Annotated in this window: 23 protein-coding genes, 1 tRNA gene and 1 pseudogene; 15 read left to right on the top strand and 10 right to left on the bottom strand. The window is 71.2% G+C overall.

The features are described 5' to 3' along the window. Positions 1-18: 18 nt before the first annotated feature. The 9 genes and pseudogenes from E0504_RS51440 to E0504_RS54385 form a co-directional block, all read left to right on the top strand. A complete protein-coding gene (locus tag E0504_RS51440; RefSeq protein WP_207974600.1) occupies positions 19-186 on the top strand; it encodes a hypothetical protein in 168 nt (55 codons plus the stop codon). Continuing rightward, complete coding sequence (locus E0504_RS50560; protein WP_165938645.1) at positions 183-350, top strand: hypothetical protein; 168 nt, start codon at positions 183-185, stop codon at positions 348-350. Before E0504_RS51440 ends, E0504_RS50560 begins: the two co-directional genes overlap by 4 nt. Before the next feature lie 157 nt (positions 351-507). Further along, positions 508-1,701 (top strand): DNA cytosine methyltransferase, encoded by a 1,194-nt coding sequence (locus E0504_RS29330; protein WP_131626172.1) that lies wholly within the window; start codon positions 508-510, stop codon positions 1,699-1,701. 273 nt (positions 1,702-1,974) lie between these two features. Beyond that, positions 1,975-2,121: a hypothetical protein gene (locus tag E0504_RS50555; RefSeq protein ID WP_165938643.1), complete on the top strand. Its 147-nt coding sequence runs from the start codon at positions 1,975-1,977 to the stop codon at positions 2,119-2,121. Then, positions 2,121-4,415: a type IV secretory system conjugative DNA transfer family protein gene (locus E0504_RS29325; RefSeq protein WP_243657674.1), complete on the top strand. Its 2,295-nt coding sequence runs from the start codon at positions 2,121-2,123 to the stop codon at positions 4,413-4,415. The genes E0504_RS50555 and E0504_RS29325 overlap by 1 nt, the downstream gene beginning before the upstream one ends. A gap of 169 nt (positions 4,416-4,584) precedes the next feature. After that, complete coding sequence (locus tag E0504_RS29320) at positions 4,585-5,376, top strand: replication-relaxation family protein (protein ID WP_165938642.1); 792 nt, start codon at positions 4,585-4,587, stop codon at positions 5,374-5,376. 88 nt (positions 5,377-5,464) lie between these two features. After that, positions 5,465-5,821: a helix-turn-helix domain-containing protein gene (locus tag E0504_RS29315; RefSeq protein ID WP_131626169.1), complete on the top strand. Its 357-nt coding sequence runs from the start codon at positions 5,465-5,467 to the stop codon at positions 5,819-5,821. A 55-nt stretch (positions 5,822-5,876) separates the two neighbouring features. Beyond that, positions 5,877-6,545, top strand: a complete 669-nt coding sequence (locus E0504_RS29310) for an ImmA/IrrE family metallo-endopeptidase (RefSeq protein ID WP_131626168.1) — start codon at positions 5,877-5,879, stop codon at positions 6,543-6,545. Positions 6,546-6,564: 19 nt separating this feature from the next. Continuing rightward, a pseudogene (locus E0504_RS54385) lies at positions 6,565-7,581 on the top strand (recombinase family protein); the annotation flags it as partial. A 703-nt stretch (positions 7,582-8,284) separates the two neighbouring features. Here the strand turns inward: E0504_RS54385 and E0504_RS29295 are convergent. From E0504_RS29295 to E0504_RS29260, 8 genes are all read right to left on the bottom strand, one after another. Continuing rightward, positions 8,285-8,361 (bottom strand) — tRNA-Ala (locus E0504_RS29295). 16 nt (positions 8,362-8,377) lie between these two features. Continuing rightward, on the bottom strand, positions 8,378-8,995 hold the full coding sequence (locus tag E0504_RS29290) for a hypothetical protein (protein ID WP_112107711.1): 618 nt from the start codon (positions 8,993-8,995) through the stop codon (positions 8,378-8,380). 738 nt (positions 8,996-9,733) lie between these two features. Continuing rightward, positions 9,734-11,713, bottom strand: a complete 1,980-nt coding sequence (gene glpR / locus E0504_RS29285) for a gephyrin-like molybdotransferase receptor GlpR (RefSeq protein ID WP_131626167.1) — start codon at positions 11,711-11,713, stop codon at positions 9,734-9,736. Positions 11,714-12,366: 653 nt separating this feature from the next. Further along, positions 12,367-12,999: a GNAT family N-acetyltransferase gene (locus E0504_RS29280; RefSeq protein WP_020458344.1), complete on the bottom strand. Its 633-nt coding sequence runs from the start codon at positions 12,997-12,999 to the stop codon at positions 12,367-12,369. Beyond that, entirely contained in the window at positions 12,996-13,577 is a 582-nt protein-coding gene (locus tag E0504_RS29275) for a molybdenum cofactor biosynthesis protein B (RefSeq protein ID WP_112107709.1), read from the bottom strand. The genes E0504_RS29280 and E0504_RS29275 overlap by 4 nt, the downstream gene beginning before the upstream one ends. Then, a complete protein-coding gene (gene moaC, locus E0504_RS29270) occupies positions 13,574-14,089 on the bottom strand; it encodes a cyclic pyranopterin monophosphate synthase MoaC (protein ID WP_112107708.1) in 516 nt (171 codons plus the stop codon). The genes E0504_RS29275 and moaC overlap by 4 nt, the downstream gene beginning before the upstream one ends. Further along, positions 14,086-15,360, bottom strand: a complete 1,275-nt coding sequence (glp, locus tag E0504_RS29265; RefSeq protein WP_071060059.1) for a gephyrin-like molybdotransferase Glp — start codon at positions 15,358-15,360, stop codon at positions 14,086-14,088. The genes moaC and glp overlap by 4 nt, the downstream gene beginning before the upstream one ends. A gap of 456 nt (positions 15,361-15,816) precedes the next feature. After that, the gene (locus tag E0504_RS29260; RefSeq protein ID WP_131626166.1) at positions 15,817-16,797 is read right to left on the bottom strand and encodes a UTP--glucose-1-phosphate uridylyltransferase; all 981 of its coding nucleotides are present in this window, start codon (positions 16,795-16,797) and stop codon (positions 15,817-15,819) included. A gap of 450 nt (positions 16,798-17,247) precedes the next feature. On the opposite strand from E0504_RS29260, the gene E0504_RS29255 reads away from it, so the two are divergent. Both E0504_RS29255 and E0504_RS54380 read left to right on the top strand, forming a co-directional pair. After that, positions 17,248-18,063, top strand: coding sequence for a 5-formyltetrahydrofolate cyclo-ligase (locus E0504_RS29255; RefSeq protein WP_243657671.1), 816 nt, complete (start codon positions 17,248-17,250; stop codon positions 18,061-18,063). 91 nt (positions 18,064-18,154) lie between these two features. Next, entirely contained in the window at positions 18,155-18,541 is a 387-nt protein-coding gene (locus E0504_RS54380; RefSeq protein WP_112107706.1) for an FmdB family zinc ribbon protein, read from the top strand. Between the two features lie 1,031 nt (positions 18,542-19,572). Here E0504_RS54380 and E0504_RS29245 read toward each other — a convergent pair. Beyond that, complete coding sequence (locus tag E0504_RS29245; protein ID WP_195905892.1) at positions 19,573-19,803, bottom strand: hypothetical protein; 231 nt, start codon at positions 19,801-19,803, stop codon at positions 19,573-19,575. A gap of 79 nt (positions 19,804-19,882) precedes the next feature. On the opposite strand from E0504_RS29245, the gene E0504_RS29240 reads away from it, so the two are divergent. Both E0504_RS29240 and E0504_RS50550 read left to right on the top strand, forming a co-directional pair. Next, a complete protein-coding gene (locus tag E0504_RS29240; protein ID WP_020458333.1) occupies positions 19,883-20,269 on the top strand; it encodes a hypothetical protein in 387 nt (128 codons plus the stop codon). 235 nt (positions 20,270-20,504) lie between these two features. Beyond that, positions 20,505-20,654 (top strand): hypothetical protein, encoded by a 150-nt coding sequence (locus E0504_RS50550; protein ID WP_020458332.1) that lies wholly within the window; start codon positions 20,505-20,507, stop codon positions 20,652-20,654. Between the two features lie 79 nt (positions 20,655-20,733). On the opposite strand, the gene E0504_RS29235 is transcribed toward E0504_RS50550, so the two are convergent. Beyond that, the gene (locus E0504_RS29235) at positions 20,734-21,492 is read right to left on the bottom strand and encodes an alpha/beta fold hydrolase (RefSeq protein ID WP_083390726.1); all 759 of its coding nucleotides are present in this window, start codon (positions 21,490-21,492) and stop codon (positions 20,734-20,736) included. 338 nt (positions 21,493-21,830) lie between these two features. Between E0504_RS29235 and E0504_RS29230 the strand changes: the two genes are divergently transcribed. Both E0504_RS29230 and E0504_RS29225 read left to right on the top strand, forming a co-directional pair. Further along, positions 21,831-22,556 (top strand): GntR family transcriptional regulator, encoded by a 726-nt coding sequence (locus tag E0504_RS29230; protein ID WP_112104996.1) that lies wholly within the window; start codon positions 21,831-21,833, stop codon positions 22,554-22,556. Between the two features lie 79 nt (positions 22,557-22,635). Continuing rightward, positions 22,636-23,379 carry a cysteine hydrolase family protein gene (locus tag E0504_RS29225; protein WP_020458328.1) on the top strand — a complete coding sequence of 248 codons (744 nt, stop codon included), beginning with the start codon at positions 22,636-22,638 and terminating at the stop codon, positions 23,377-23,379. The last annotated feature ends 23 nt before the right edge of the window (positions 23,380-23,402 follow it).

Genomic DNA, 23,402 nt, shown 5'->3' with positions numbered 1-23,402 from the left:
GATATCGACATCGACCTGGTGGTGCAGGCGCTCGTCATCGCCGGCCAGGACATGCGGGCAGCGGCCGAACTCACCCGCCCACCAGCACCCGAAGACAGCGGCAACCGGCTGCCCGGCATCCAGGACGGCGGGCCGGCTGGCGGGCGTGGACATCCAGATCACTCAGGAGAGGAGACCAACACATGAACGGGGAAGGTTGGAAGGCCAAGGTGGTGCAGGCCGCCGTGATCATGATTGTGATTGGCGTCGGAGCCCGGATCGCCTATGAGGCAGCCAAGCCGCTGATCTTGCCGGCGGTGGTCATTCTGGTGCTCGTCGGGCTGTCCGCGCTGGTGCTGCGGCGGCGGTAGGCAGCCCCCGGCGGCACGCCAAGGTTTGCCGGCCGGCTGCTGAGCGCCAATAAGAAAGTCTGGCGCTCCGGCCATACCGCGCGCGGGCCGCCCTGCCAGCATCCTGAGGCCCGATCCTGTTCGCACACCGAACTGTAAAGGAGAATACCCACCAAGCATGGATACCCCCATGCCAAGAACTGGCCAAGAATCCGCGATTCCCATGCCGCGGGATGGCCAGCCGCCCCGCGGAATCCGTCCTCTCACCTGTGTGAGCCTCTTTGCCGGCGCAGGCGGGATGGCCCTCGGGTTCGAGCAGGCTGGCTTGGCCCATCTGCTGCTCAACGAGTGCGACCGGCACGCCGTGGCGACCTTGCGCGCCAACCGGCCGGCATGGAACGTTGAGCATCGCGACATCCACGATGTCAGCTTCCTGCCCCTGCGCGGGACGGTCGACGTCCTGGAAGGCGGCTTCCCCTGCCAGGCGTTCAGCTCCTCCGGCAACCGGAAAGGGTTCGCCGACCCGCGCGGCACGCTGTTCTTCGAGTTCGCGCGGGCTGTCCGCGAGATCCGCCCACGGTTGGCCGTGGCCGAGAACGTCAAGGGGCTGCGCAGCCACGATGGCGGCCGGACGCTGCGGACCATGGTGGCCTCCCTGGAAGAGGCCGGCTACCAGGTGGCCTGGCGGGTGCTGGATGCCTCCCGCTTCGGCGTACCGCAGCGGCGCGAGCGGCTGGTCGTCGTTGCGCTCCACCGCAGTATCGGCGAGCAGATCGTCTTCCCCACTGAACTTGACGGCCCACCGCCAACGGTGCGGCAGGCTATCGGGGATGGGCCGGCAGGGCCGGGTCAGCGGTACTCGGCCAGTCGTGAGGCGATCATGAGCCAGGTACCGGAGGGCGGCAACTGGCGCGACCTACCAGCCGAGGCGCTGGCGGCGTGCCTCCCGAACGGTCCCTACCAGGGCGGAAGCTGTAGTGGCGTCGCCCGGCGGTTGGCGTGGGACGAACCAAGCCCGACGCTGCTGTGCTCGCCGGTCGCCAAGCTCACCGAGCGCTGCCACCCGAGGGAAACACGGCCGCTCAACGTCCGCGAGTACGCCCGCATCCAGACGTTCCCCGACGCCTGGCAGTTCGCCGGCCCGATGACCGCACAGTACCGCCAGATCGGCAATGCCGTGCCCGTGAAGCTGGCCTATCACTTGGGCCAGGCGGCCGTCGCGATGCTGGCCGCCGACGGGGTTCACGACTCGCGCGGCACGGAGGTCCTGGCCCGCCGCGTGCGCCCCGCCCGCCAAGGCCGCCGCGTCCGGAAGCGTGTGCGGGCCTGCCGCCTCAATCCGGATACGGCGGGCGGAGACACCAGCCGGTGACCCCCTCCCGGGCAGAACCAGTTTGTGGGTGTGTGTGCTCCACGCCTGCCGAGGCCGGCAGGTCCTTCGCGGCGGCGTTGCGAAATTGCCTACAGATTCGCCAGGGTTATGCGCCAGGAAGATCGATTTTGTTCTTGACAAAGCATGTTTGCGGCGGGCATAAGAAGCAATAGAGGTCAGTCGCCTCCATCTGCCCGGCCGGAGCACCGGCCGCCATCGGCACGCCTGCCGCTGACGCGACCCTCATCAATCAGGTAAGCAAGGAATCTCTATATGGCAGGACACGGGAAGATTCTGGTGCACGGCGCACCCCGGACAACTATTGATGTGGATCTATTTATTCAAGCGCTCATCGCCGCGAGCCAGGAAAGCGGGCCCGCCGAGACAAAAGGCTCGCCGGTGCTGGAGGTGGCCCAGTGATGCCCGCCATCGCCATGCTGGCCGGCGGCCTGGCGATCTTCGGCACGGTCATCGGCATGCGCGCCCTCGACGCCCGCCAATGGCGCAGCACGCTCGTGGCCTACCGGCTGGGCCTGCCCTCCGGCCTGAAGCCGGAAGACGTCGCCCGCTGGCTGGCCCTGGTGGCGGCGGCCACCCACCCGCCACGCTGGTCGATGCTGACCATGCCGCCGCTGGGCTTGGAGATCGTGGCCACCCGGGCCGGCATCACCCACTACGTCTTGTTGCCGAAGAGTTCGCAGGCCAAGCTGCTCAGCACCCTGCGGGCCGGGCTGCCGAGCGCCCGGCTGGAAGCCGCGCCGGAGTATCTGGCCAGCCAGCCGCCGTACGAGGTGGCCGCCGAGTTGACCATGACCTCCCGGCAACGGCCGCTGTCCAGCGACCGGGCGGAGAGCATCAGCGCCGGGCAGCTGGCGTCACTGCAACCGCTCAATGCCGGTGAAGAGGTGCGCGTGCAGTGGGCGCTGACCAGCGCCGGCAACCCGCCGCCCGTCCACAGCGCCTCGGCCAAGCGGGGCGATGCCTGGTGGAGCACCTACCTGGTAGAAGGCGACGTGCCGGCCGACGCCGAAGCTGTCCGTGCCCAGCGAACCAAGGAAGCTGACCCGCTGTTGCACGCCGTACTACGGGTCGGTGTTGCCGCCGGCAGCCATGCCCGTGCCAAGTCGCTGCTGTCGCGCACCTGGTCGACGCTGCACGGGCCGAACGCCCCCGGGGTCAGTATGGTGCGCCGCTGGCTGCCGTCCCGGATGGTGGCCCGGCGGATGGGCCGGCGGGCCTTGCCGCTGACCCGCTGGCCGTTGCTGCTGAGCAGCCGGGAACTGCCGAGCCTGGTGGGCTTTCTGCTGGGCTCGGTATCGCTGCCGGGACTGCCGGCGGGTGTCAGCCGGGTGCTGGCGCCCTCACCGGCCACGCCGAAACGCGGCGCGGTGCTGGCCCGCAGCAACTACCCGGACCTGGACGTGCCGCTGGCCATGCGGACAACGGACCGCTTGCGCCACCTGTACCTCCTCGGCCCAACTGGGGTCGGCAAGTCCACCCTGATCGACAACTTGGCCCTTCAGGACGCCGCCGCTGGCCTCAGCCTGATGCTCATCGACCCCAAGAGTGACCTGATCGACGACTTCCTGGCCCGCGTGCCGGAGGAACGGGCCGACGAGGTGGTGGTGCTTGACCCATCGGCCACCGACCGGCCGGTGGGCTTCAACCTGCTTGGGGGACTACGCACCGAACAGGACAAGGAACTGGCCGTCGACAACGTGGTGCACATCATGAGCGAGCTCTGGCGCAGCTCCTGGGGACCGCGGACGAGCGACGTTCTCCGCAGTTCGCTGCTGACGCTGGTGCACACCACGGCCGCGGACGGTTCGGACTTCACCCTGGCCGAAGTGCCGGAACTGTTGACCAACCCGACCTTTCGGCGCTCCGTGACCGCCCAGCCCGGCGTGCCGGAAGGTGTCCGGCCGTTCTGGCACGCCTACGAGGACATGAGCGATATGCAGCGGCTCCAGGTAATCGGGCCGGTCATGAACAAGCTGCGGGCCATCCTCACAAGATCGCCGCTGCGCCTGATGCTGGGCCAGAGCCAGGGCTTCAACCTCTCCGAGCTGATGACGCAGCGCCGCATCGTGCTCGTGCCACTGTCCAAGGGCATCGTCGGCGCGGAGACGGCCCAGCTGCTCGGCGCCCTGCTGCTGGCGCTGCTGCTCCAAGCCACCCTGGCGCGGGCCGCCATACCCGCCGAACGGCGCAAGCCCGTCATGGTCTTCGTCGACGAGTTCCAGGATGTCCTGCGCCTACCGGTCGGCATGGCCGACATGCTGGCCCAGGCCCGGGGGCTCGGCGTCGGTATGACGCTCGCCCACCAGGAACTGGGGCAGCTGACCGAAGCCGTCAAGTCAGCGGTGCTGGGCACGGTCCGCTCACAGGTCGTCTTCCAGCTCGACTTCGACGACGCCCAGAAGATGGCCCAACGTTTCGCGCCGCTCACCCGTGAAGATCTCATGGGCCTGGCCGCCTACGAAGTGGCCATGCGCCTGAACATCAACAACACCACCCTGCGGCCGGTCACCGGTAAGACGCTGCCGCTACCGGACGCACTGCGTGACGGCCGGCAGTTGGCCGAGCGAAGCCGCCAGCGCTACGGCACGCCCCGTGAGGAGGTGGAAGCCGCCCTGCGCGCCCGGGTCAGCGGCCAATCTGAAGCCGGACCCGGGCCAACCATCGGCCGCCGGCGGCGTGGGGATGCGGCATGACCGCCCGCGCATTCCTCCCGCCGGTCGCCCCACCGGCCGCCCACCCGGTCGCGTCGGCCACCGTGTGCCGTCTATCCCTGTCCTGCCAGCCCTTTCTGTGCTTTTGTCCAACGACTCATGACCTCCCCCATGGAGGTCATATATGACTGCCGCCCGCCGATCCCTCGCCATGATCGAGCAGCTGGTCGACCAACTCAGCCCCCGTGACCGGGCCATCCTCCTGGATCTTGCCCGTGTCCGGGTACTGACGGGTGAGCAACTGACCCGCCTGCATTTTCAAGATCTTTCTATTACAACACGTGACCGAACACGACGCAGAGTACTTGCCCGGCTCGCCGAACACGATCTTGTTACTCCGCTGGAACGCACCATCGGCGGCGCGCGGGCCGGCAGCGCCGGACTGGTCTTTGCTCTCGGTGTCACTGGCCAACGGGCGCTGCCCTTGCTGGCATCGGCCAGGGATGCGGCCGGTGGCGGGGAGTCGCGGGCCCGGCGGCCCTGGACACCCGGCCAGATGTTCCTCAAGCACTCGCTGGCGATCAGTGAGCTGTACGTACAGCTGCATGAAGCGCAAGCGGCCAGCCAACTGGTACTGGGCCGCTTCGCCGTCGAAGCGGCAGCCTGGTGGCCGGACGGGGCGGGTGGGCTGCTGAAGCCGGATGCCTCGGCCTGCGTGGCGCACGACGACATCGAGGATTCGTGGTTCGTGGAGGTCGACCGGGCCACGGAATCGCCCGTGACGCTGGGGCGGAAGCTACGCCGCTACGTCGACTTCGCCCGCACCGGGCAGCTGGGGCCGGACGGCGTCACGCCGCGGGTGCTGCTGACCGTGCCACACGAGCGCCGAATGCGAGACGTCCGGAATCTCATGGCCCGACTGCCACCGCCGGCCGACCAGCTGATCTTCCCGGAGTTCTTTGAGACAGCTACCGCGCGTGTCGTGCAAATGCTCAGAGAGTGAACGGTGAGCGCCAGTGGATAACCGATGCAAGGAAAGCTATTGCAAGCTTGCAGAGATTGAGTAATACTAGGAGTATAAAAGGAGGTTCATGGAAGACATTGCGAAACCGACATCGCTCGGTGAACACATCCGGCAGGCTCGGATTGCCAAGGGGCTATCGGGGGCGCAGCTCGGCAGGCTCGCCGGCACCAACTCATCCAACATCACCCGCATCGAAAGTGGCGAGACGGCCTCGCCAACCCTGGAACTACTGCGCCGTATCGCCGGTGCGCTGGAACTTGACCTGGCCGAACTGCTGGCCTACTTCGGGGTCACCGTACCCCCGGCTGCACCGACCCTCCGGGCCTATCTCCGCCACAGCTACCCCGGGCTTCCTGACGAAGCGGTGCGGGAAGCTGAACGCGCGGTAGCCCGGGTCGTCGAACGCTACGGGGCTGGCCACTGAACAGGCACGCGGCCGGACGCGAACTATCTAACGCCCACCGAGGAAGGGGGAAGCCTTGAAAACAGCAAACATCATCGACAAAGTCCGGGAGATCATCCCGGCGCGGTCCATCACCCAGGGCGAAGCCCTTATCCTGGCTGAACGGCAGGCCAGCCTGCTCCTGAAGTTGCTGGCCATGCAGGCCGTGCCGGTGGACGTCTTCAAGGTGAGCAGCCTGCCGGGCATCGAAGTGCGGGTAAAACCCCGGCACGAGATGCCGGCCGTCGCGGAACTACCGCAGACCTCCGAGGTTGGCGGCGTGACGCACCTCCGCCGGGACGGCAGCTGGCTGCTGACGATCAACCGGGAAGACACCATCGGGCGGCGGCGCTTCAGCCTGTCTCACGAGTTCAAGCACGTGCTTGACCACCCTGTCGCTGAGCGGGCCTACGCCAAACTCGGCTACGGCAACGCCGAGTACCGGGCCCGGCAGATCGAACGCATCTGCGACCACTTCGCGGCCTGCTTCCTGATGCCCCGGACCGCCCTCAAGCGGGCCTGGAGCAACGGCATCCAGGACCTGGAAGCACTGGCCGGACAGTTCAACGTGTCGCTGACGGCCATGCGGATACGGCTGGACTACCTGGGCCTGACCAACGAAGCCGACCGGCCGGTGTCGGAGTACTTCCGGCTGACAGCGCGTCCACACACGGGCAGCGCTGAGTGCCCCGGCCTGGCGGCGTAGCGAAAGAAAGGAGGAAACGGTGAGTACTGAGAAACGACCATCGATACGCGGCGAGCAAGGCATCGCTTACTACCGGGTGTCATCCGCCGGGCAGGTCAACACCGACTACGACCCGGAGGGCATTTCCCTACCGGCCCAACGGGTAGCGTCCAAGCAGCGCGCCCGGGAACTGGGCATCGCACTGGTCGATGAATACATCGACCCGGGCAAGAGCGGGAAGACCATCGACCAGCGGCCGGCGTTCCAGGAGATGATCGCCCGTATCAAGGCTGACCGGACCATCAAGCACGTCTTCGTCTACGCCCTGTCCCGGTTTGCCCGTAACCGCTACGACGACGCGATCATGATGATGACGCTCGAACGGCTGGGCGTTCAGCTGCACTCGGCGACCGAGAAGAACCTCGACGCCTCGCCCGCCGGCCAGGCCATGCACGGCATGATCGCCGTCTTCAACGAGTACCAGGTCCGGGTCAGTGGCGAAGACATCAAGTACAAGATGGGCCAGAAGGCCATGAAGGGCGGCACTATCGGCGTCGCCCCCTTGGGCTACCTGAACGTCCGGGAACAGTTCGAGGGCCGTGAGGTCCGCACGGTGCTGCTTGACCCGGAGCGCGCGCCTCTGATCACCCTGGCCTTCGAGCTGTACGCCACCGGCAAGTACAACTTCCGCACCCTCCGGGACGCCCTGACCGAAGCCGGCCTACGCACCAAACCGACCAAACGGTGGACCGCCCGGCCGGTATCGGTGCACAAGATCGGCGAACTGCTGCGAGACCGCTACTACCTGGGCTTCATCACCTACAACGGGGAGGAGTACCCGGGCCGGCACGAGCCGCTCGTCTCCCAAGAGCTGTTCGACCAGGTGCAGCGGGTGCTCTACGCCGAACGGCGGGCCGGTACGCGGCAACGTGTCCATAATCACTATCTGAAGGGCTTGATCTTCTGCGACCGCTGCCAGCGCCGCCTGATCATCCTGCCCGGCCGAAGCAAGAGCGGTGCGCAGTACTTCTACTACATCTGCCGGGGACGACAGGACAAGTCGTGTGACCTGCCCTACCTGCCGGTGGCCGCTGTTGAGGACGCCATCGAACGGCACTACATCAACGTCCAGCTATCCGATGACTTCTGCGCCGCCGTCCGCCATCGCCTCGACGCTGCCATGGCCAGCACGACGGACAGCACCCGCCGACTCCGCGCCCAGTACGCGCGGCAGCTCAAAGAGCTGAACGCCCGGGAAGACGGCCTGCTCGAACTGGTGGGCGATCCAGACTGGCCGAAGGACAAGCTGACGGCCAAGATGCGGGCTATCCGCGAGGAACGTACTCAGATCGAGGCACGATTGAGTGAGAGTGACATACCGCTAGATGCCGGCTACGAGGTTCTGACGACAGTGCTCCGCCTGTTGGAAGATCCGCAAGCCCTCTACCGACAGTCGAGCATCCGGGCCCGGAAGGTGCTCAACAAGGCGATCTTCACCCGGCTGTACCTCGATGCCGTCTCTGCCGGGCCCGTTGTGGCCGCTGACGACCTCAACGAGCCGTTTGCCGCCACCGTGGCAGCACGGCGAGCCTGGAGTCTGGGAGAAGCCGTAGACGATGTGCTGACACATCGCGAGCAGCGTGTTGCCCCGGCACGCGAAAGCGGCGCCTCCCTGATGGGAGGCGCCGCTTCACAGGGTGTAACCGTCACCGCCTTGCTGAGCGCTGCCCTGGTGGAGCAGTGTTCGAGTAAAGCCGTGATGGTGGAGGTGAGGGGACTCGAACCCCTGGCCTCCTCCGTGCGAGGGAGGCGCTCTACCAGGCTGAGCTACACCCCCTGGAAGCAACTGAAGCTTACAGCACGCCGGATGGGAGTGGGTGGGCGCCCTCGCTGGCCGGCTGGCGATCCGTCTGGCGGACGATCCGGCCGCCGTCCCAGCCGGCCGGGTCAGCCTGAACCAGCGGCCACGGCGTGCTGGGCAGGACGGCGAAGACCGGTGGGCTCGCCGCGTCGGGGATCTCGTCGAGCTCGGCGGCGAGCCCGGCGACCAGCAGCATGTTCTCGAACAACGACGCCGCCTCGGCCGTCCGGAGCAGCCCGGCCTCGTGGCCGCGCCAGCCGCGGCTGCGCGCGCCGTCGAGGACTATCTCCGCGTCCGGTTCCACGGCGCCGTCCTCGCCGTCCGCCACGAAGACGAGGCGGCCCTTGGCGGGAACGGTGCCGTCGCGCAGCGGGCGGCGCTCCCACAGTTCCAGGGACTCCTCGGGCGCCCAGTTCTCGTCCCGCAGCGGTGTCTGCCAGGCCGCTCGGCCGGGCCGGTAGACCGCGAGCCGGACGCGGACGCCACGGCAGCGGAAATGCAGGCCCGTGCCGTCGGCCGCGACGGCTCTCACATCCACGGGAATGGCGCTGCTCGCCGGGCACATGACGAATCCCCGGTCCCGCAGCCGGGCGAGCCAAGATTCGAACATCAAGACCGGATCTCTCCTCCTGCCGCAGGCTGTCCCCGCCGGCGCCTCGCCCCGGCTGGCCCACGTCTCGCCGGCGTTCCGGAGCCCGCCCAGGGGCGCGGACGGGCGCGCGACAGGCGGGGCCGGAAGGAGACACCGACGGCGCGACACCGGGACGCACCGATGAACGAACACGGAAGGACACATCGCCGGAGTGCGAGCGCGGGCATCGGCCCGCGGTGAGCTCCGGGAGGTTGGCACGTGATCACGTGCCCCGCGTGGGCTCAGGCCGCTGGCCGGCCAGGCGGGAGGAACGTGATCCGGAGGCCCCTCACGCCCCGGCCCGCCGGGTGGAACCGGATCGGGCGACGCCGGGCGGCCGTTCGAGGTTCGGGCGCGGCGTCAGTGGGCGCGAGGGCAGGGACAACACCGCGGACAGGCAGCCAGGGCCCCGGCACGCCGACGAGCGGTGGCGGGGGTGGTCTGCGAGCGGAGTGTCACGAGGCCATTATGCACGCGGACCGGGCCCCCGGCCGGACGCGACCCGGCCCGTCAGCGCCCGCCGACGCCCGGCGGCGCCGGCTCGCCGCGGGCCATCACCGCCGGCCTGGACGTCTCCGGTTCCGGCGGCCGATCAGCCGCCGGAACCTGTAGCCGGAGTCACCCACACGGCGGTGCCGGGCACCGGCCGGTGCCCGGCAGTCCAGCCACCGACGGCCAGCCGCTGGTGGCCGGCCGGCGACTGTCGGCCGCTGGTGGTCAGCTACCGACGGCGTGCCGCCGGAGCAGGGTCTCGAGCTCGTCCGGTGCCTGGGCGACGGCCGCCGGCCCGGTCGCCTCAGTCGCCGCGACCGCCTCGCTCTGGCCCGCGGTCGCCGCGGCGGGCGGAATCAGGCCGCCGTGCGTTCCGGGTGGGTTGACCTGGACGCGTCCGGGACGCGAGGTGTTCGGCCGCGCCCCGGGGCGCGGGACGGGACGGGACGCGCCGCCGGAGCGGGGTGCCGCGGGCCCGGCGGCGCCACCGTAGCCGCGCGCGACCTGGTCGCCGGCCTCGTACCCGGCCTGCTCGGCGTATCCGACCTGCTCCGTGTATCCGGCCTGCTCGGCGTAGCCCGCCGCCCCGGCGTGAGCGGCGTAACCGGCAGCCTCGCCGTAGCCAGCCGCCTCGGCGTAGCCGGCCTGCTCCGCGTACCCGGCCTCCTCGGCGTAGCCGGCCTGCTGGGCGTACTCGACGTACCCGGCCTGGTACTCGACGTGCCCCGGGTACTCGGTGTACTCGGCCTGGACGGCGTACTGGGCGTACTCGGTCCGCGCGGCGTCACCGGCGGGCGCCGGGTAGGCCGCCGCAGCGTCGTAGCCCAGCTGCTCCGCGTTGACGTACTCGACGTACTCGACGTACTCGACGTCACCGGAGGCGTCGCGGCGGGCCGTGTACTCGGCGTACTCGGGCTGGTGGCCGGGGTGGGCGCCCTCTGCCGCCGGCGACGAGGACGCTGCCGCGTCCGCCTCGTAAGCGTCGTAAGCGTCGTGGGCCTCGTAAGCGTCGTGGGCGTCGCCGGGGTGGGCCGGGTCGTCGCCCTCCGCCTCGTCGTCGCCCGCGCCGCCACGGTGGCCATCAGCCCCGTCTGTGGCGTGCGCCTGGTCGGCGACGGAGCCGAGGTCGACGGTCTCGGCCCGCGCGTGCGCGAGGTCGTCGGCGGTGAGGGTCTCGGCCGGGCCTCCGGCGGAGAACCGCACCGGGGAGTACTCGGTGCCGCGTGCCGCGCCGCCCGCCCAGGAGGCGGAGCCCGGGGCGTGCTCCCGCGCACCGCCGGTCCAGCCGCGGATGCCGCCGTAGGCGCGGACGGCGCGCTCGGCGGCGATCCGCCGGTCGAGCGCGGCCCGGGAGCGCACCACCCGGCGGTGCGCCTGCGCGGACCGGCGCAGGTGCAGGACATACCCGGCGGCGGCGACGTCGACGGCGAGGTGGACGATCATCCACATGCCGCCGAGCGTGGCTGCGAGGATGACGCTGATCGGCAGCGCGGTGAGCAGGACGAAGAGCCGCTGCCGCCGCTGCCGGACGAGCGCCGTGCGATCGGCCTGCGCCGCGCGGACCGCCCGGTCGGCGGGGACACGACGCGGCACACCCGAGGTCGGCCCGAACAGCCGCGGGGGCGCATCAACGTCCCCTGGCGTGCCCGGCGCCCCCGCCGAGCGGCCGTCCACGAAGTCATCCATCCCGTCGAGGTCCATCCCGTCGGCGTGTTCCAGGCCGTGGACGCCGTCCGTCCCGTCAACGCCGTCGAGGTGCTCGAGCCCGTCCAGGTGCTCGAGATCGTCCATGGGGTCGAGGTCGTCGGCCAGGTCCGTGCGGGGGTGCGCGTCCGTGCCGGTGCCCGCGGGAAATGCCGCCGCGCCGGAAGTCTCCGGAGAGGTCGGGGCGGCCGCGGAATTCACCCCGGCCCGGGTATCCGCCGGGTCGGCCGCGCCGAGCTGCCCCGTGCCGGGACCTTCGCCGGAGCGCGATCGCGCCATCCCTGCCGCCTCCTGTGCCACCGCCGGCGAGCCCTCGGACGGGGCCCGCGTCAGCGGGCCCGTGCCGGCGCGCGGTGAGCCGCGCCGCGAGAGCACCCGCATGGCGGTGGAGAAGCGGTCCGCGGACCGCTGTTCCACCGCCGAATCATGGTGACGCAGCCACATGGGGATGAGTACGAAGCCCCATACGGCAACGATCGCCAGCCAGATGAGCGCACTCACGCGGTCACGCTCCGCAATGTTCCTGGGACGTCGTTCGGCGACCTGACGCCGTTCGGCCGACGCGAGCCGTTCGCGATGCCGGCGGGGCCGGCTGGGCATCCCTCAGGGCGGCCGGGGCGAGAGGACCTGGCCCCCGCCCGCCCGCCGCGAGCCGGGCGCGGATCGGACGCGCCAGGCGCGGCATGCGCGAGCGAGCAGACCATCTGGACGCCTCTTCTCGATGTCGTCGTTTACGATTCCGTGCTCGACGCTAGTGAGCGGAATGCGCGCGGTCACCGACCGGAAGCCCGCGTGTCGCACTCGTCGGCGAGGTTCACCGGGTGGCCGTCCACTGTCAATCCGAGGTGATACCGATGTGGGCTGGGTGATACTCCCCCCGTCCGGGTGGGCAGGTCACACTACGAGCACCCAACGTAACGCCGAGCAGGTTGAGTGACGACCCAAGCGGCCCGAGTGGGCCACGGCGAGCACCAGCGACACCGCGCGGGCACGCCGAAGGCGACCCGAACGGCACGCGTTGGACGTCCGAACGGACCGCGAACCGCCCCCTGAAGAGGGGCCTGGGCGACGCCGGAAACCCCGCTAACGGGCACTGGACAAAGAGACCACCGGCACCGACGACGCCGGGGCGAAAGCCTGTGCCGTAAGCCTGCTCAGGAGGAGGGCGAACGGGTGCGGCTCCAGCGGGCCAGCAATCCCCCGGGGACGTCCTCGGTCGTCAGTGCATAGCCGATATGGTCGCGGTACCGACCGTCGATCGCGAGAAATCTGCGGTGCAGGCCCTCCTCGCGGAAGCCCAGCTTCACCAGCATCCGGCGGCTGGCCGCGTTCTCCGGGCGGACGTTGGCCTCCAGCCGGTGCAGCCCGACCGGGCCGAAACAGTGGTCGGTGACCATCGCCAGCGCTGTCGGGGCGATGCCACGGCCGGCGTGCGCGCCGTCCACCCAGTAGCCGACCTGGCCGTTGTTGAACGCCCCGCGCACGATCGTCGACACTGTGAGCTGCCCCACCAACCGTCCGTCGACGGCGATGGCGAACGGGAGCGCCGCGCCCACCCGGGCCTGTGCCCGCAGCCGCTGGAGCATCTGCGTGTAGACGCCGATGGTCTGGCGCTCGTTCCAGGTGGCCCGCACCGACGCCGAGCCCGGCGAGGTGGCCTCCCACGGAGCGAGCCAGTCGGCGTTGCGCGTGCGGACCTCGACCCAGGTCGGGGCGTCACGCAGGCGCATGGGCCGGACGACGACGTCATCATGGCGCAGGGTGACCGGCCAGCCGGGCGCTCTCACGCCGGTGTGCCCCCGGTGGACGCGGGCGGGTGGGGCGCCGTACCCGACGGGCCGCCGGAGCGGTCGGTGCCGCCGGAGTGGTCGGTGTCGCCTCGCAGCTGCGCGATCGCGTGCGCGACGACCGGGGCGAGGACCGCGGCGCCGTCGCGCACTCCCCCGGTCGAGCCGGGCAGGTTCACGACCAGGGTCGTTCCGACGGTGCCGACGAGGCCACGGGAGAGGACCGCGGTGGGCACCTTGAGCCGCCCGGCCGCCCGCAGCGCCTCGGCCAGCCCGGGCACCTCTCGGTCAAGCAGGTCCCTTGTGGCCTCCGGTGTGACGTCCCGCGGCCCGAGACCGGTTCCCCCGGTGGTCACCACCAGGTCGATCCCAGCGTCGACGGCCGCGCGCAGGGCCGCGGTTATCTCCGCCCGCTCGTCTGGGACCACGACCGGCGCGGGCACGTCGAAGCCCATCCCGACCAGGGCGTCGACCAGCAGCGGGCCCGAGCGGTCGGGATAGGCGCCGCGGTGGGCGCGGTCGGACACCGTCACGACCCGCGCCCGAACCCCTGCCGGCAGCCCGGAGGCGCCGCTCACGACGGCCCGGCCCCGTCTCCCGGCGGCCCGGCGCCGTCGCGGTGCCAGTCCCCGGACTTCCCGCCGGTCTTGGCGACGACCCGGACCTCGGTCAGCTCGGCCAGCGGGTCCACCGCCTTCACCATGTCGTGCAGCGTCAACCCGGCGACCGCGACCGCGGTCAGCGCCTCCATCTCCACCCCGGTCCGGTCGGCGGTGCGCACCGTGGCGGTGATCTCCACCCCGTGGTCGACCACGGTCAGCTCCACCTTGACCCCGGAGACGGCGATCGGGTGGCAGAGCGGGATCAGGTCCGGGGTGCGCTTGGCGCCCATGATCCCGGCGATGCGGGCCACGGCGAGCGCGTCACCCTTGGGCACCCCCGCGCCGCGCAGCAGCTCGACGACGTCCGGTGAGGTGCGCAGGCAGCCGGCGGCGGTCGCCGTGCGCGCCGTGACCTCCTTCGCCGAGACGTCGACCATCCGCGCCGCGCCCCGGTCGTCGACGTGGGTGAACCGCCCGGGACCGGTCACCCGCGGGCCTCACCGAACGGGCCGGCCCACTCGGGCTCGGGCAGCAGCACCGCGGGAAGCTTCGTGCCTGCGGGCACCTCGGTGACCTCCTCGGGGACGACGAGCAGCGCGTGGGCCGAGGCCAGCCCGGACATCTGGTGGGCGCCCTGCCCCCCGGCGGACGTCGCGACCAGCTCCCCGGTGTCGTCACGTTCGAGACGGACCCGGGGAAAGGTACGCCTTCCGGCCGCGGACTGCATAGTCTCGCTCACCCGGACGGTGACGGTGCCGGTGGCCGGCTGCCGCCAGCTCGCGCCCCCCGGGCCCGCCGGCAGGCCGCGCATCCGCCGCAGCGCCGGCCGGACGAACAGCTCGAACGACACCAGGGCGCTCACCGGGTTACCCGGAAGGGTGAAGACGGGCACGCCACCGACGACACCGAAGCCCTGCGGCTTGCCGGGCTGCATGGCGATGCGCTCGAACCGGATCTCGTCGGACTTGCTCAGGACCTGCTTGACGACGTCCCTCGCACCGACGCTGATCCCGCCGGTGGTGATCAGGACGTCGGTGCTGCGCAGCAGCTCGTCGAAGGTCGCGCCGAACTCGTCGGGGTCGTCCGACACCCCGTCGACCCGGCGGACGAGCGCCCCCGCCTCGTGCGCCGCGGCGGCGATGGCGTGGCTGTTCGAGTCGACGATCTGGCCCGGCCCGAGCGGGGTGCCGACCTCGACAAGCTCGCTGCCGGTGGACAGAACCGCCACCCGCGGACGCGGGTGGACCGCCGGCCGGGCGACGTTGACGGCCGCCAGCAGGCCGATCTGCGCGGCGCCGAGCACGGTGCCCGCGGCGAGCACGAGGTTGCCGGGCGCGATGTCCTCCCCGGCACGGCGGATGTGCAGCCCGCGGCGCGGCGCCTGGTTGATCCGAACCGTCTCGATGCCGCCGTCCGTCCACTCGAGCTGGACGATCGTGTCGGCGCCCTTCGGGAGCGGGGCACCGGTCATGATCCGTACGACGGTGCCCGGGGCGAGCGGCGCGGGTGACACCGGGCCGGCCATGATCTCGCCGGCCACGGGGAGCGTCACCGGGTTGTCCTCGCTGGCCTCGGCGACGTCCGCGGCGCGGGCGGCGTAGCCGTCCATCGCGGAGTTGTCGAAGCCCGGGACGGCCACCGTCGCCCGCACGTGCGCCGCGAGCACGCAGCCGTGCGCCTCGCGCAGCGCCGTCCGCCGCGGCGACATGGGGTGGATTGCGGCGATAATGTCCGATGCGTGCTGGTCTACCGTTTTCACAGGCACCCGTCCCGTTCTTTACACTTCTGTTCAGGCCATATAGCCTTCGTGTCAGCGGTGTGCCGGGCAGCAGGCCATGACGGCCGGCGAGTGAGCTCTCGACAGCCGTTGACCCGCGGGCGGTTCCTCGCCTGACGTGGCGACTTCAGGGCCAACATGTCAGGAGCCTGGACATTTCCGCGCGAAGACGCGCGTCCAGTCTGCCCGAAGGTGCCGATGCGCCCAAGCAAGGGCCCCGAGAAATTCCTGACCTGTCCTTCGCCGCGCAGGCCTGGTCACTTTTCGTCAGTGCGGCACGTCACCGGCGGACAAGGTGCGCTCCATCAGGAGCATCATCCAGGAGCACCGTCGGTTGAGCCCGCTCGGAGCGGCCCCGTCAGGTAAGCCCGTCGGCGTCCGCCCTCGGGACAGGCAGGCCCACGGCCACCGCGGCCGCGGGCGAGCCCGCCCCGCCGGTCAGCATTCGGCCTTGGGACCGCCGGACGCCACATACTCCTCCAGCCACGGGTAGAACTCCGGGCCGAGGTCCGGCCGTTCGCAGGCGAGCCGGACGACCGCCTTGAGGTAGTCGACCCGGTCACCGGTGTCATAACGGCGCCCGGTGAACACGACGCCGTGCACCGGAATCTCCGCGCCCGGGTCGGCGCCGGCCCGCTCCGCCAGCGTCCGCAGCGCGTCGGTCAGCTGGATCTCGTCCCCCCGGCCGGGCGGCGTGGCCCGCAGGACGTCGAAGATCTCCGCAGGCAGCACGTAGCGCCCGATGACGGCCAGGTTGCTGGGCGCCTCGTCCACCGGCGGCTTCTCGACCAGGTCGGTGATGCGCACCGTCCGGTAGCGCCCGCCGGACCCGCCCGCCGGGACCCGCTCCACCGAAGCCGCCGAGACCGCCGAGGCGGGAGCGGCGGCCGCCGGAGCGATCGTCGCCACGCCGTACATGGAGACGGCCTCCTCGGGCACCTCCATCAGCGCGACGACCGCCCCGCCGTGCCGCTCCTGGACGGCGAGCATCTCGACCAGCAGCGGGTCACGCTCGTCGATGAGATCGTCCCCGAGCAGGACCGCGAACGGCTCGTCGCCCACGTGCGCGGAGGCGCACAGAACGGCGTGACCGAGCCCCCGCGGCGAGGGCTGACGGACGGAGTGGACCTCGGCCAGCTCGGCGGAGGCCCGGACGCGTTCGAGGCGAACCTTGTCGCCCTTGCGCTCAAGCGCGGCCTCGACATCCCCCTCCCGGTCGAAGTGGTCCTCGATGGCCTTCTTGGTGCGGCTCGTCACGAGCAGCACATCACGCAGGCCCGCGCGGGAGGCCTCTTCGACGACGTATTCGATGGCCGGCCTGTCGACGACAGGTAGCATCTCCTTGGGAACCGACTTCGTCGCGGGCAGGAACCGGGTCCCCAGACCCGCGGCGGGAATGACCGCCTTCGTCACTGGCATGGGCGAAACCTTAGTCGGGCGGGCATCCTCAGGGCACGACGGCGTACACACACAGGACATTCACAACTAGTGATCATCCGTGTTGGCCGTGAACCCGCATCCGCGTGAGGCATCGGGCCATCGTGGTCCCCGGCGGCACGGCGCACCCGACAGCCCCGCTCCGCTCACGGCGGGCCGCGCCCGGCCAAGACGGCTCCGGGACCGACCGTCCGCACCCGGTAAGTCACGCTCACCGACCTGTCGGGCGGGCCCGGCGGGTCCGCAGCGGGCAGATCTCCACGTGCGGGTCGATCACGGTACCGTGAGGCCTTCGCCAGCGGGATGTCGTGCCGGTGTCGTCTTTCGGATCACCATCGGCCGCATGGACAGCACGCCGGTGCGGAAAGCTCGAGGAGTCGGGTGGCGGGCCCAGCGCCCAGGTAACCGGGCCCGAGTGCGCTGAGGGTGGGGATGGCTGTGACCGGAGGTACCGTCACCGGCAGTGGCGTGGTGGGCCGGTCCGGCTCCGAACGGGATCCCGTGGGGCCGGCCGGGTCGGCGGCCGCCGACCTGGAGATCACCGGCTCCGCGGCCGGCTCGGGTTCCGCGGCCGGCTCGGGTTCCGGCGCTGATGGTTCCGGGGACGGTGCCGAGGCCGGTATCGCGGCCGGCCCCGGTTCCGGCCTCGGCACGAGACCCGGGCCGGTGCCCGCGTACACGCGGCCCGGAGCGCCACAGCCCAAGAGCGAGCTGCGCAGGCGGCTGCTCGCGCTGCGCCGGGCCGGCGTCCTGCCGGACCCGACCGTGCTGACCGAGCGGCTGCTCGCGCTGCCCGAGGTCACCGCCGCCTCCTGCGTCGCCGCCTACGTGGGGATGGCCGACGAGCCCGACACCGCCGAGATCCTCACCCGGCTGCGTGCCCGGGGCGTACGGGTGCTGCTGCCGGTCGTGCGCGCCGACCTCGACCTGGACTTCCGCGAGTTCGCCGGCACACTGATCCCCGGTGCGATGGGCACCCGGGAGCCACCGCCGAGCGCGCCGCTCGTCGAGCTCGCCAAGGCCGACGTCGTGATCGTGCCCGCCCTCGCGGCGGACGAGCGCGGCAACCGGCTCGGACGCGGCGGCGGCTCCTACGACCGCGCGCTGACCCGGGCCACCCCCGGGACCCCGGTGATCGCGCTGCTGAACGACCGCGAGCTGCTCGGGGACGTCCCGGCGAAGCCGCACGACCGGCCGGTGACCATCATCGTGACGCCGACCAGAATCGTCCGACCGGCACCGCTGTGACACCTGCTCCGGCAATCGGGAAGCCAGCGGGCCCGTCGAGGCGTTAGAGTTGGCAGTCCTTACCACCGAGTGCCAACTCCGGGAGGAGTCCGTGCCGACCTACCAGTACCGCTGCACCGCCTGCGGGCACGATCTCGAGGCCGTGCAGAGCTTCAGTGACGCGGCACTGACCGAGTGTCCTGCTTGCACGGGCCGGCTTCGGAAGGTGTTCAGCTCCGTTGGCCTCGTCTTCAAGGGCAGCGGCTTCTACAAGACCGACAGCCGGTCCGGGTCCTCGTCAGGCGTCCCGGCCCGGCCCAAGGATTCCGTGGGCTCGTCGGACGGCGACTCGTCCGCCAAGAGCGGCGCCGACGGCGGCTCCTCGGCCACCAGGTCGGACTCCACCGGCTCGTCCTCGGCCTCGGCCGGGTCCTCGTCGGGTGACGGCGGTTCGTCCAGCACGTCCAGCAGCACGGCCTCCAGCACCGCGGCGGCCTGACGGGGGCCGGGAACCGCCCCCGGCCCGCCTGTCACCTTTCACATGGGGCAGCCCCCGGCAGTTGCCGGGGGCTGCCCCATGCCCGTCTCCGGAGCTCGTCATCCGCCCCGGGCCACCGTCGCGCCGGTCAGCCGCGCGAGCTGGTCAGCCATACATACCGGTTCCGCCTGATCGCGTTCTTCCCCGCGCCGGCTTCCTCGGCCTGGCGGCCCGGTCCGGTGGGGCCGTCATCGACGTGAGCTGATACTCCTCACGGTGGGGTCGCCAGCGGAGTGAGTTGGCTCAACCACTCCATACGCCGCTGCGGCAACTCACTTCGGGGCGGACCCCGGCCGGCTCGGAGCGAGCCGTGGTGACGCCGGCCGCCGCGGCCCGGCCCGCCCGGCGGGGTGCCTCCCAGGCCAGGTGGCCACCGACCCACCGTCCCTCGAACCATGGGCCCGGGCCTGGTCACGCGCCCACGCCGCCGGGCCCCGCAGACCGTCCCCCCACCCCCGCAGCGTGCCCTCACCAGCGAGTTCGTGGTTCGCCGCCACGACTCCCGAGTGGCGCACCAGCTTGCGTGGCGACAACAAGATGGCTCGGCGGCAACGGACTGGCAGGCAATCAGCCGCATGGGCGGACCACCGAAGAGATTGGTGTACCCAATTAAACGGATTCAAGGACGTCCGGCTAATTGCGACCGGCAGCAGCGGAAGGAACCCTGCCGGCGCGCCCTCCGTCGCACGCGTTCAAGACGGCGGCGGCGTCACGCGACCGGTTACCGGAAGGCGCCCGGCCGCACTAACGGACCACCACGGCGAACTCGGGTACCGAATACCGTCGATCCACGAGATCGGAGACCGCGCTCCGCTTGAGCGGGTCGAATCACATACCCGGCGACACTTGTCGTGGGCGTTTCGGGCGTATTGCCCGTTTTTGCGATCAAGGCTCCCTGTGTACGGGATCCCTGACACCGCACGGCATCCCGGCCACCGCGACCGCGCCGGGATCAGCCGTACCTCGATCAGCCATACCGGCCGCGCATGCCACTACTGTTTGCGCCGCCGGTAGTGCTCCACGATCCAGGCGTCGACCTCACGCTTGCGCCAAACCCTGGTTCCTTTGGCCCCACTGCCGGCCGGCGCGTTGATGACCTGCAGAGGCTCCGGAAACTTGGCGTCCTTGCGAGTCCAGTAGTCCACGGCCTGTCGCGTGATCTTGAGTTGGAACGCGATGTCCCCGATGCCTACCAACTGCTCACCGTCGTCCACAGCGAACATCGTAACCACTTTGCTCTTGTCCAAGAACCTCGCTAGGGTCGTTTTTGCTTGTCGACAAATAATGGCCGAGGAGGAAACCATGCCCCCAGCAGACCCACCCGCAGCACATCCGTCGGCAGAGCACCGGCCGCGACGGCCGATCGGCGGCGACGAGATCCGTGAGCTGATAGACCGCGACGAGGCCTACGACGAGAATCCGTACGGCGAACCGCCGCTGCTGGTGGCCAGGTACCGGGCCTCGCTGCGGGCCGTCCTGGCCACCGAGCCCGCGGAGCCCGGCCTGTTCGAACGGGCCTGGTCCCAGCGGGAGCGCGACGCCTACCGCGCGGGCGGGCAGGCCACCCACCGCGTGATCGTCGGCGCGATGGCGGCGGCGCTTACCGCGACGCTCGCCGACCGCGCACCAGCCGACCGCGCGGCGGCCGCCGCCCGCCCGACCCGCCCGTGCGACGAGGCTCACCCCTAGTGCCACCAAGGGGCTGGCCTGGTTCCCCGGGCCCCGGGCTTCGGGGCCCGGGGCCCGAAGATGAGCGTCGGAACGGGACCGGTGGCGGGCCGTGTCGTCTGCCCCGTCCGGCGGGGCCGCGCCGGTAGATTGGCCCCGCCGCCGGTGCCGCCGCTCGCGAGGACACCGGCCGGACAGGACCGCCCCGCACAGACCGAGCGGCCACCGGGCCGCATGGCGATCGGAGGAGATCCTCATGGGAGACGCGCCGCTGCCCGACCACGAGCTCCCCAGCGACGAGCGGGAGATCGGCTGGGGCGACGAGACCCTGCTCGACGAGAACGAGGCCGACGCCGACCTAGCCCGTCTCCTGGCGGATCTGCCGCCCCACCACGTCGAACGCTGACCCGGCCGCTCAGCGCAGGCAGATCAGCGCAGGCGGATCAGCGCAGGCGGCCCAGCACCTGCCGCTCAGCGCCGGCGGATCAGTGTGGGAGGCCGGCCGCGGTCTCGGCGAGCAGCGCGGCGAACAGCTCCGGCGCTTCCAGGTGGACGGCGTGACCGCACCCCGGCAGCACCCGGACGGGAAGATCGAACCGGGCCCGCAGCGCCGCGGCCGCGCGATGCCGCACGGGCGGTGACTGTGCGCCGACGGTGATCAGGACCGGTGGCGCCCCCACGGGCGGTGAGCCCGGCTCGAAGCCGAGGAACATCTCGAGGTCGCGCTCCACCATCGCGATGTCGGCCGGCGCGTGCCCCGGCCGCCAGCACGGGCCGTAGAGCCGCTGCCCGAACGCCGTCACCCCGCCCGAGGCGAACGCCTCCGCCATCGGGGTGAGCAGCCCCGGGACGAGCGAGCCGACCGCCGGCTCGTGCAGCACGGCGGCGACCATGGGGACGCCGGCCGCGAGCATCGCGAGACCGAGGGTGGCGCCGCCGCTGACTCCCCCGAGCACCCGGCCGGCCACGGACGGCGCCAGTGCCGCGATCTCCGCGGCCAGCTCGCCGGTGGACGGGCGGTCCGGAGCGTGCACCTCCCGGCCGGCGAGTGCCGCGCGCACACCCGACCACACCGCCCCGGTCGTCGCGGTGCCGTGCAGCAGGAGGAAGGCCGGGCCCGCGGCAGTCCCGGCGCCACGGCCGGCGGCGACAGCACCCTGGGCGGGGCCGCCCTGCGGGACGCTTCCCTGCGCGCTGCCGCCCTGGGGGGTGCTGCGGGTCCCGTGCGCGCCGCGCGGCTCCATCCGGCCACCTTCCGCACCCTCGATTAACGGGTACTTAACCGTCGACGTGTGAATGTAACTGCGCGAGTGTTGATCAGAAAATTCTTCGTCTCTACCTTCACTTTCATGTACACGACACTGTATACAGCTCGGTATGCAGAAAGCCGCGGACGGGTGCTCCGCCCGCCACCGCGGGCCGGGCCCGGCCACACACCCGCCGCGGCCGGCACCACGACCTGCACTGCTGCCTGTGCCGCGATCCCGGCAAGGCCCCGCGCCGCGTGCCCCGCGAGGCGGGTCACCGGTGGGACGGCGGGCGGGTGGTACGTCCGCGCCGTCCATGGCAGATGCTCGGCGTCATGACACCGTCGCCAACCACCCGGGCCTCCGGCTCGGGGAACCTGCGGGACCATGTCTACGTCGCGCTGCGCCATCGGCTCATGTCAGGGGAGTTCTCCTTCCGGGACCGCCTGGGAGAGGAACGCGTCGCCGCGCTGCTGGGAGTGTCGAGGACACCGGTACGCGAGGCCCTGACCCGGCTCGCCGGAGACGGCCTGGTCGAGAAGCGGCAGGACGGCGGCTACTACCCCGCCGAACCCGACCTCGCCGGGCTGCGCGACCTGTACGAGATCCGGGTCACGCTGGAGCTGCGCGGGCTGCAGCGGGCGCTGGAGTCCGGCGCGGCGCACCAGGCCGCACTGCTCGAACCGCTGCGCGACGACTGGCGGGCGCTACGCGCCGATCCCCCCACGCCCGACCCGGCCTTTGTGGCCCTGGACGAGAACTTTCACATCACGCTCAGCCGGGCGTCCGGCAATGGCGAGCTCGCGAACATGCTCGACGCTGTGAACGCCCGGATCCGCCCCGTGCGGATGTACGACTTCCTGACCGCCGACCGGATCGATCTGACCATCACCCAGCATCTCGACATCCTCGAGAAGGTGCTCGCCGGGGAGATGGAGGCGGGTGTGCGGGCGCTGCGCAGCCACGTCGGCGAGTCGATGGAGGTCGTGGAGCGGCGGGCGGCCCGGGCCATCACCCAGATGGTGCTGAACCGCGGACGTCCGCCCCGCTCGGCCACCTAGCACGGTGCGCCGACGGGAAACGCTGCGCCGGCGGAAAACGCTGTGCCGACGAGAGACCTGGACGGCCGAGGAGGAGCAGATGACCGTCACGACCGAACCCGTGGCCCCCGCGAGCGGTGGTCTCACCGTGGGGCCCGTCACCGCCGAGCCCTACAACTGGCCCTACGACGGCTCGTTCAGCCCCGCGACCACCGCCGTCATCAACATCGACTGGCAGGTCGACTTCTGCGGCGATGGCGGCTACGTCGACACGATGGGGTACGATCTCGAGCTCACCCGGGCGGGCCTGGCCCCCACGGCGGCGCTGCTCGGGGTGCTGCGTCCCCTGGGCTTCATGATCATTCACACCCGGGAGGGGCACCGCCCCGACCTGTCCGACTGCCCGCCGAACAAGCTGTGGCGCTCGAAGCGGATCGGCGCCGGGATCGGCGACGCGGGCCCGCGCGGGCGCATCCTCACCCGCGGCGAGCCGGGCTGGGAGATCGTCCCCGAGGTCGCGCCACTGCCCGGCGAGGTGATCATCGACAAGCCGGGCAAGGGCTCGTTCTACGCCACGGACCTCGACCTCGTGCTGCGCCGGCGCGGGATCACCCACATCATCCTGACGGGCATCACCACGGACGTCTGCGTCCACACGACGATGCGCGACGCCAACGACCGCGGCTACGAGTGCCTGATCCTCTCGGACTGCACGGGCGCGACCGACCCCGCCAATCACCGGGCGGCCCTGCACATGGTGACGATGCAGGGCGGGGTGTTCGGCGCCGTCGCGACCTCGGCGGCGGTGCGGGACGCGGTCTCGGCCGCGCTCGCGGCGGCCTGAGCGACCGCCCGGTGAGCAACCGC

The organism is Parafrankia sp. BMG5.11 (assembly GCF_004337455.1).
The sequence above is the reverse complement of the archived record's forward strand: the minus strand, read 5'-3'. Positions and strand labels throughout refer to the sequence as shown.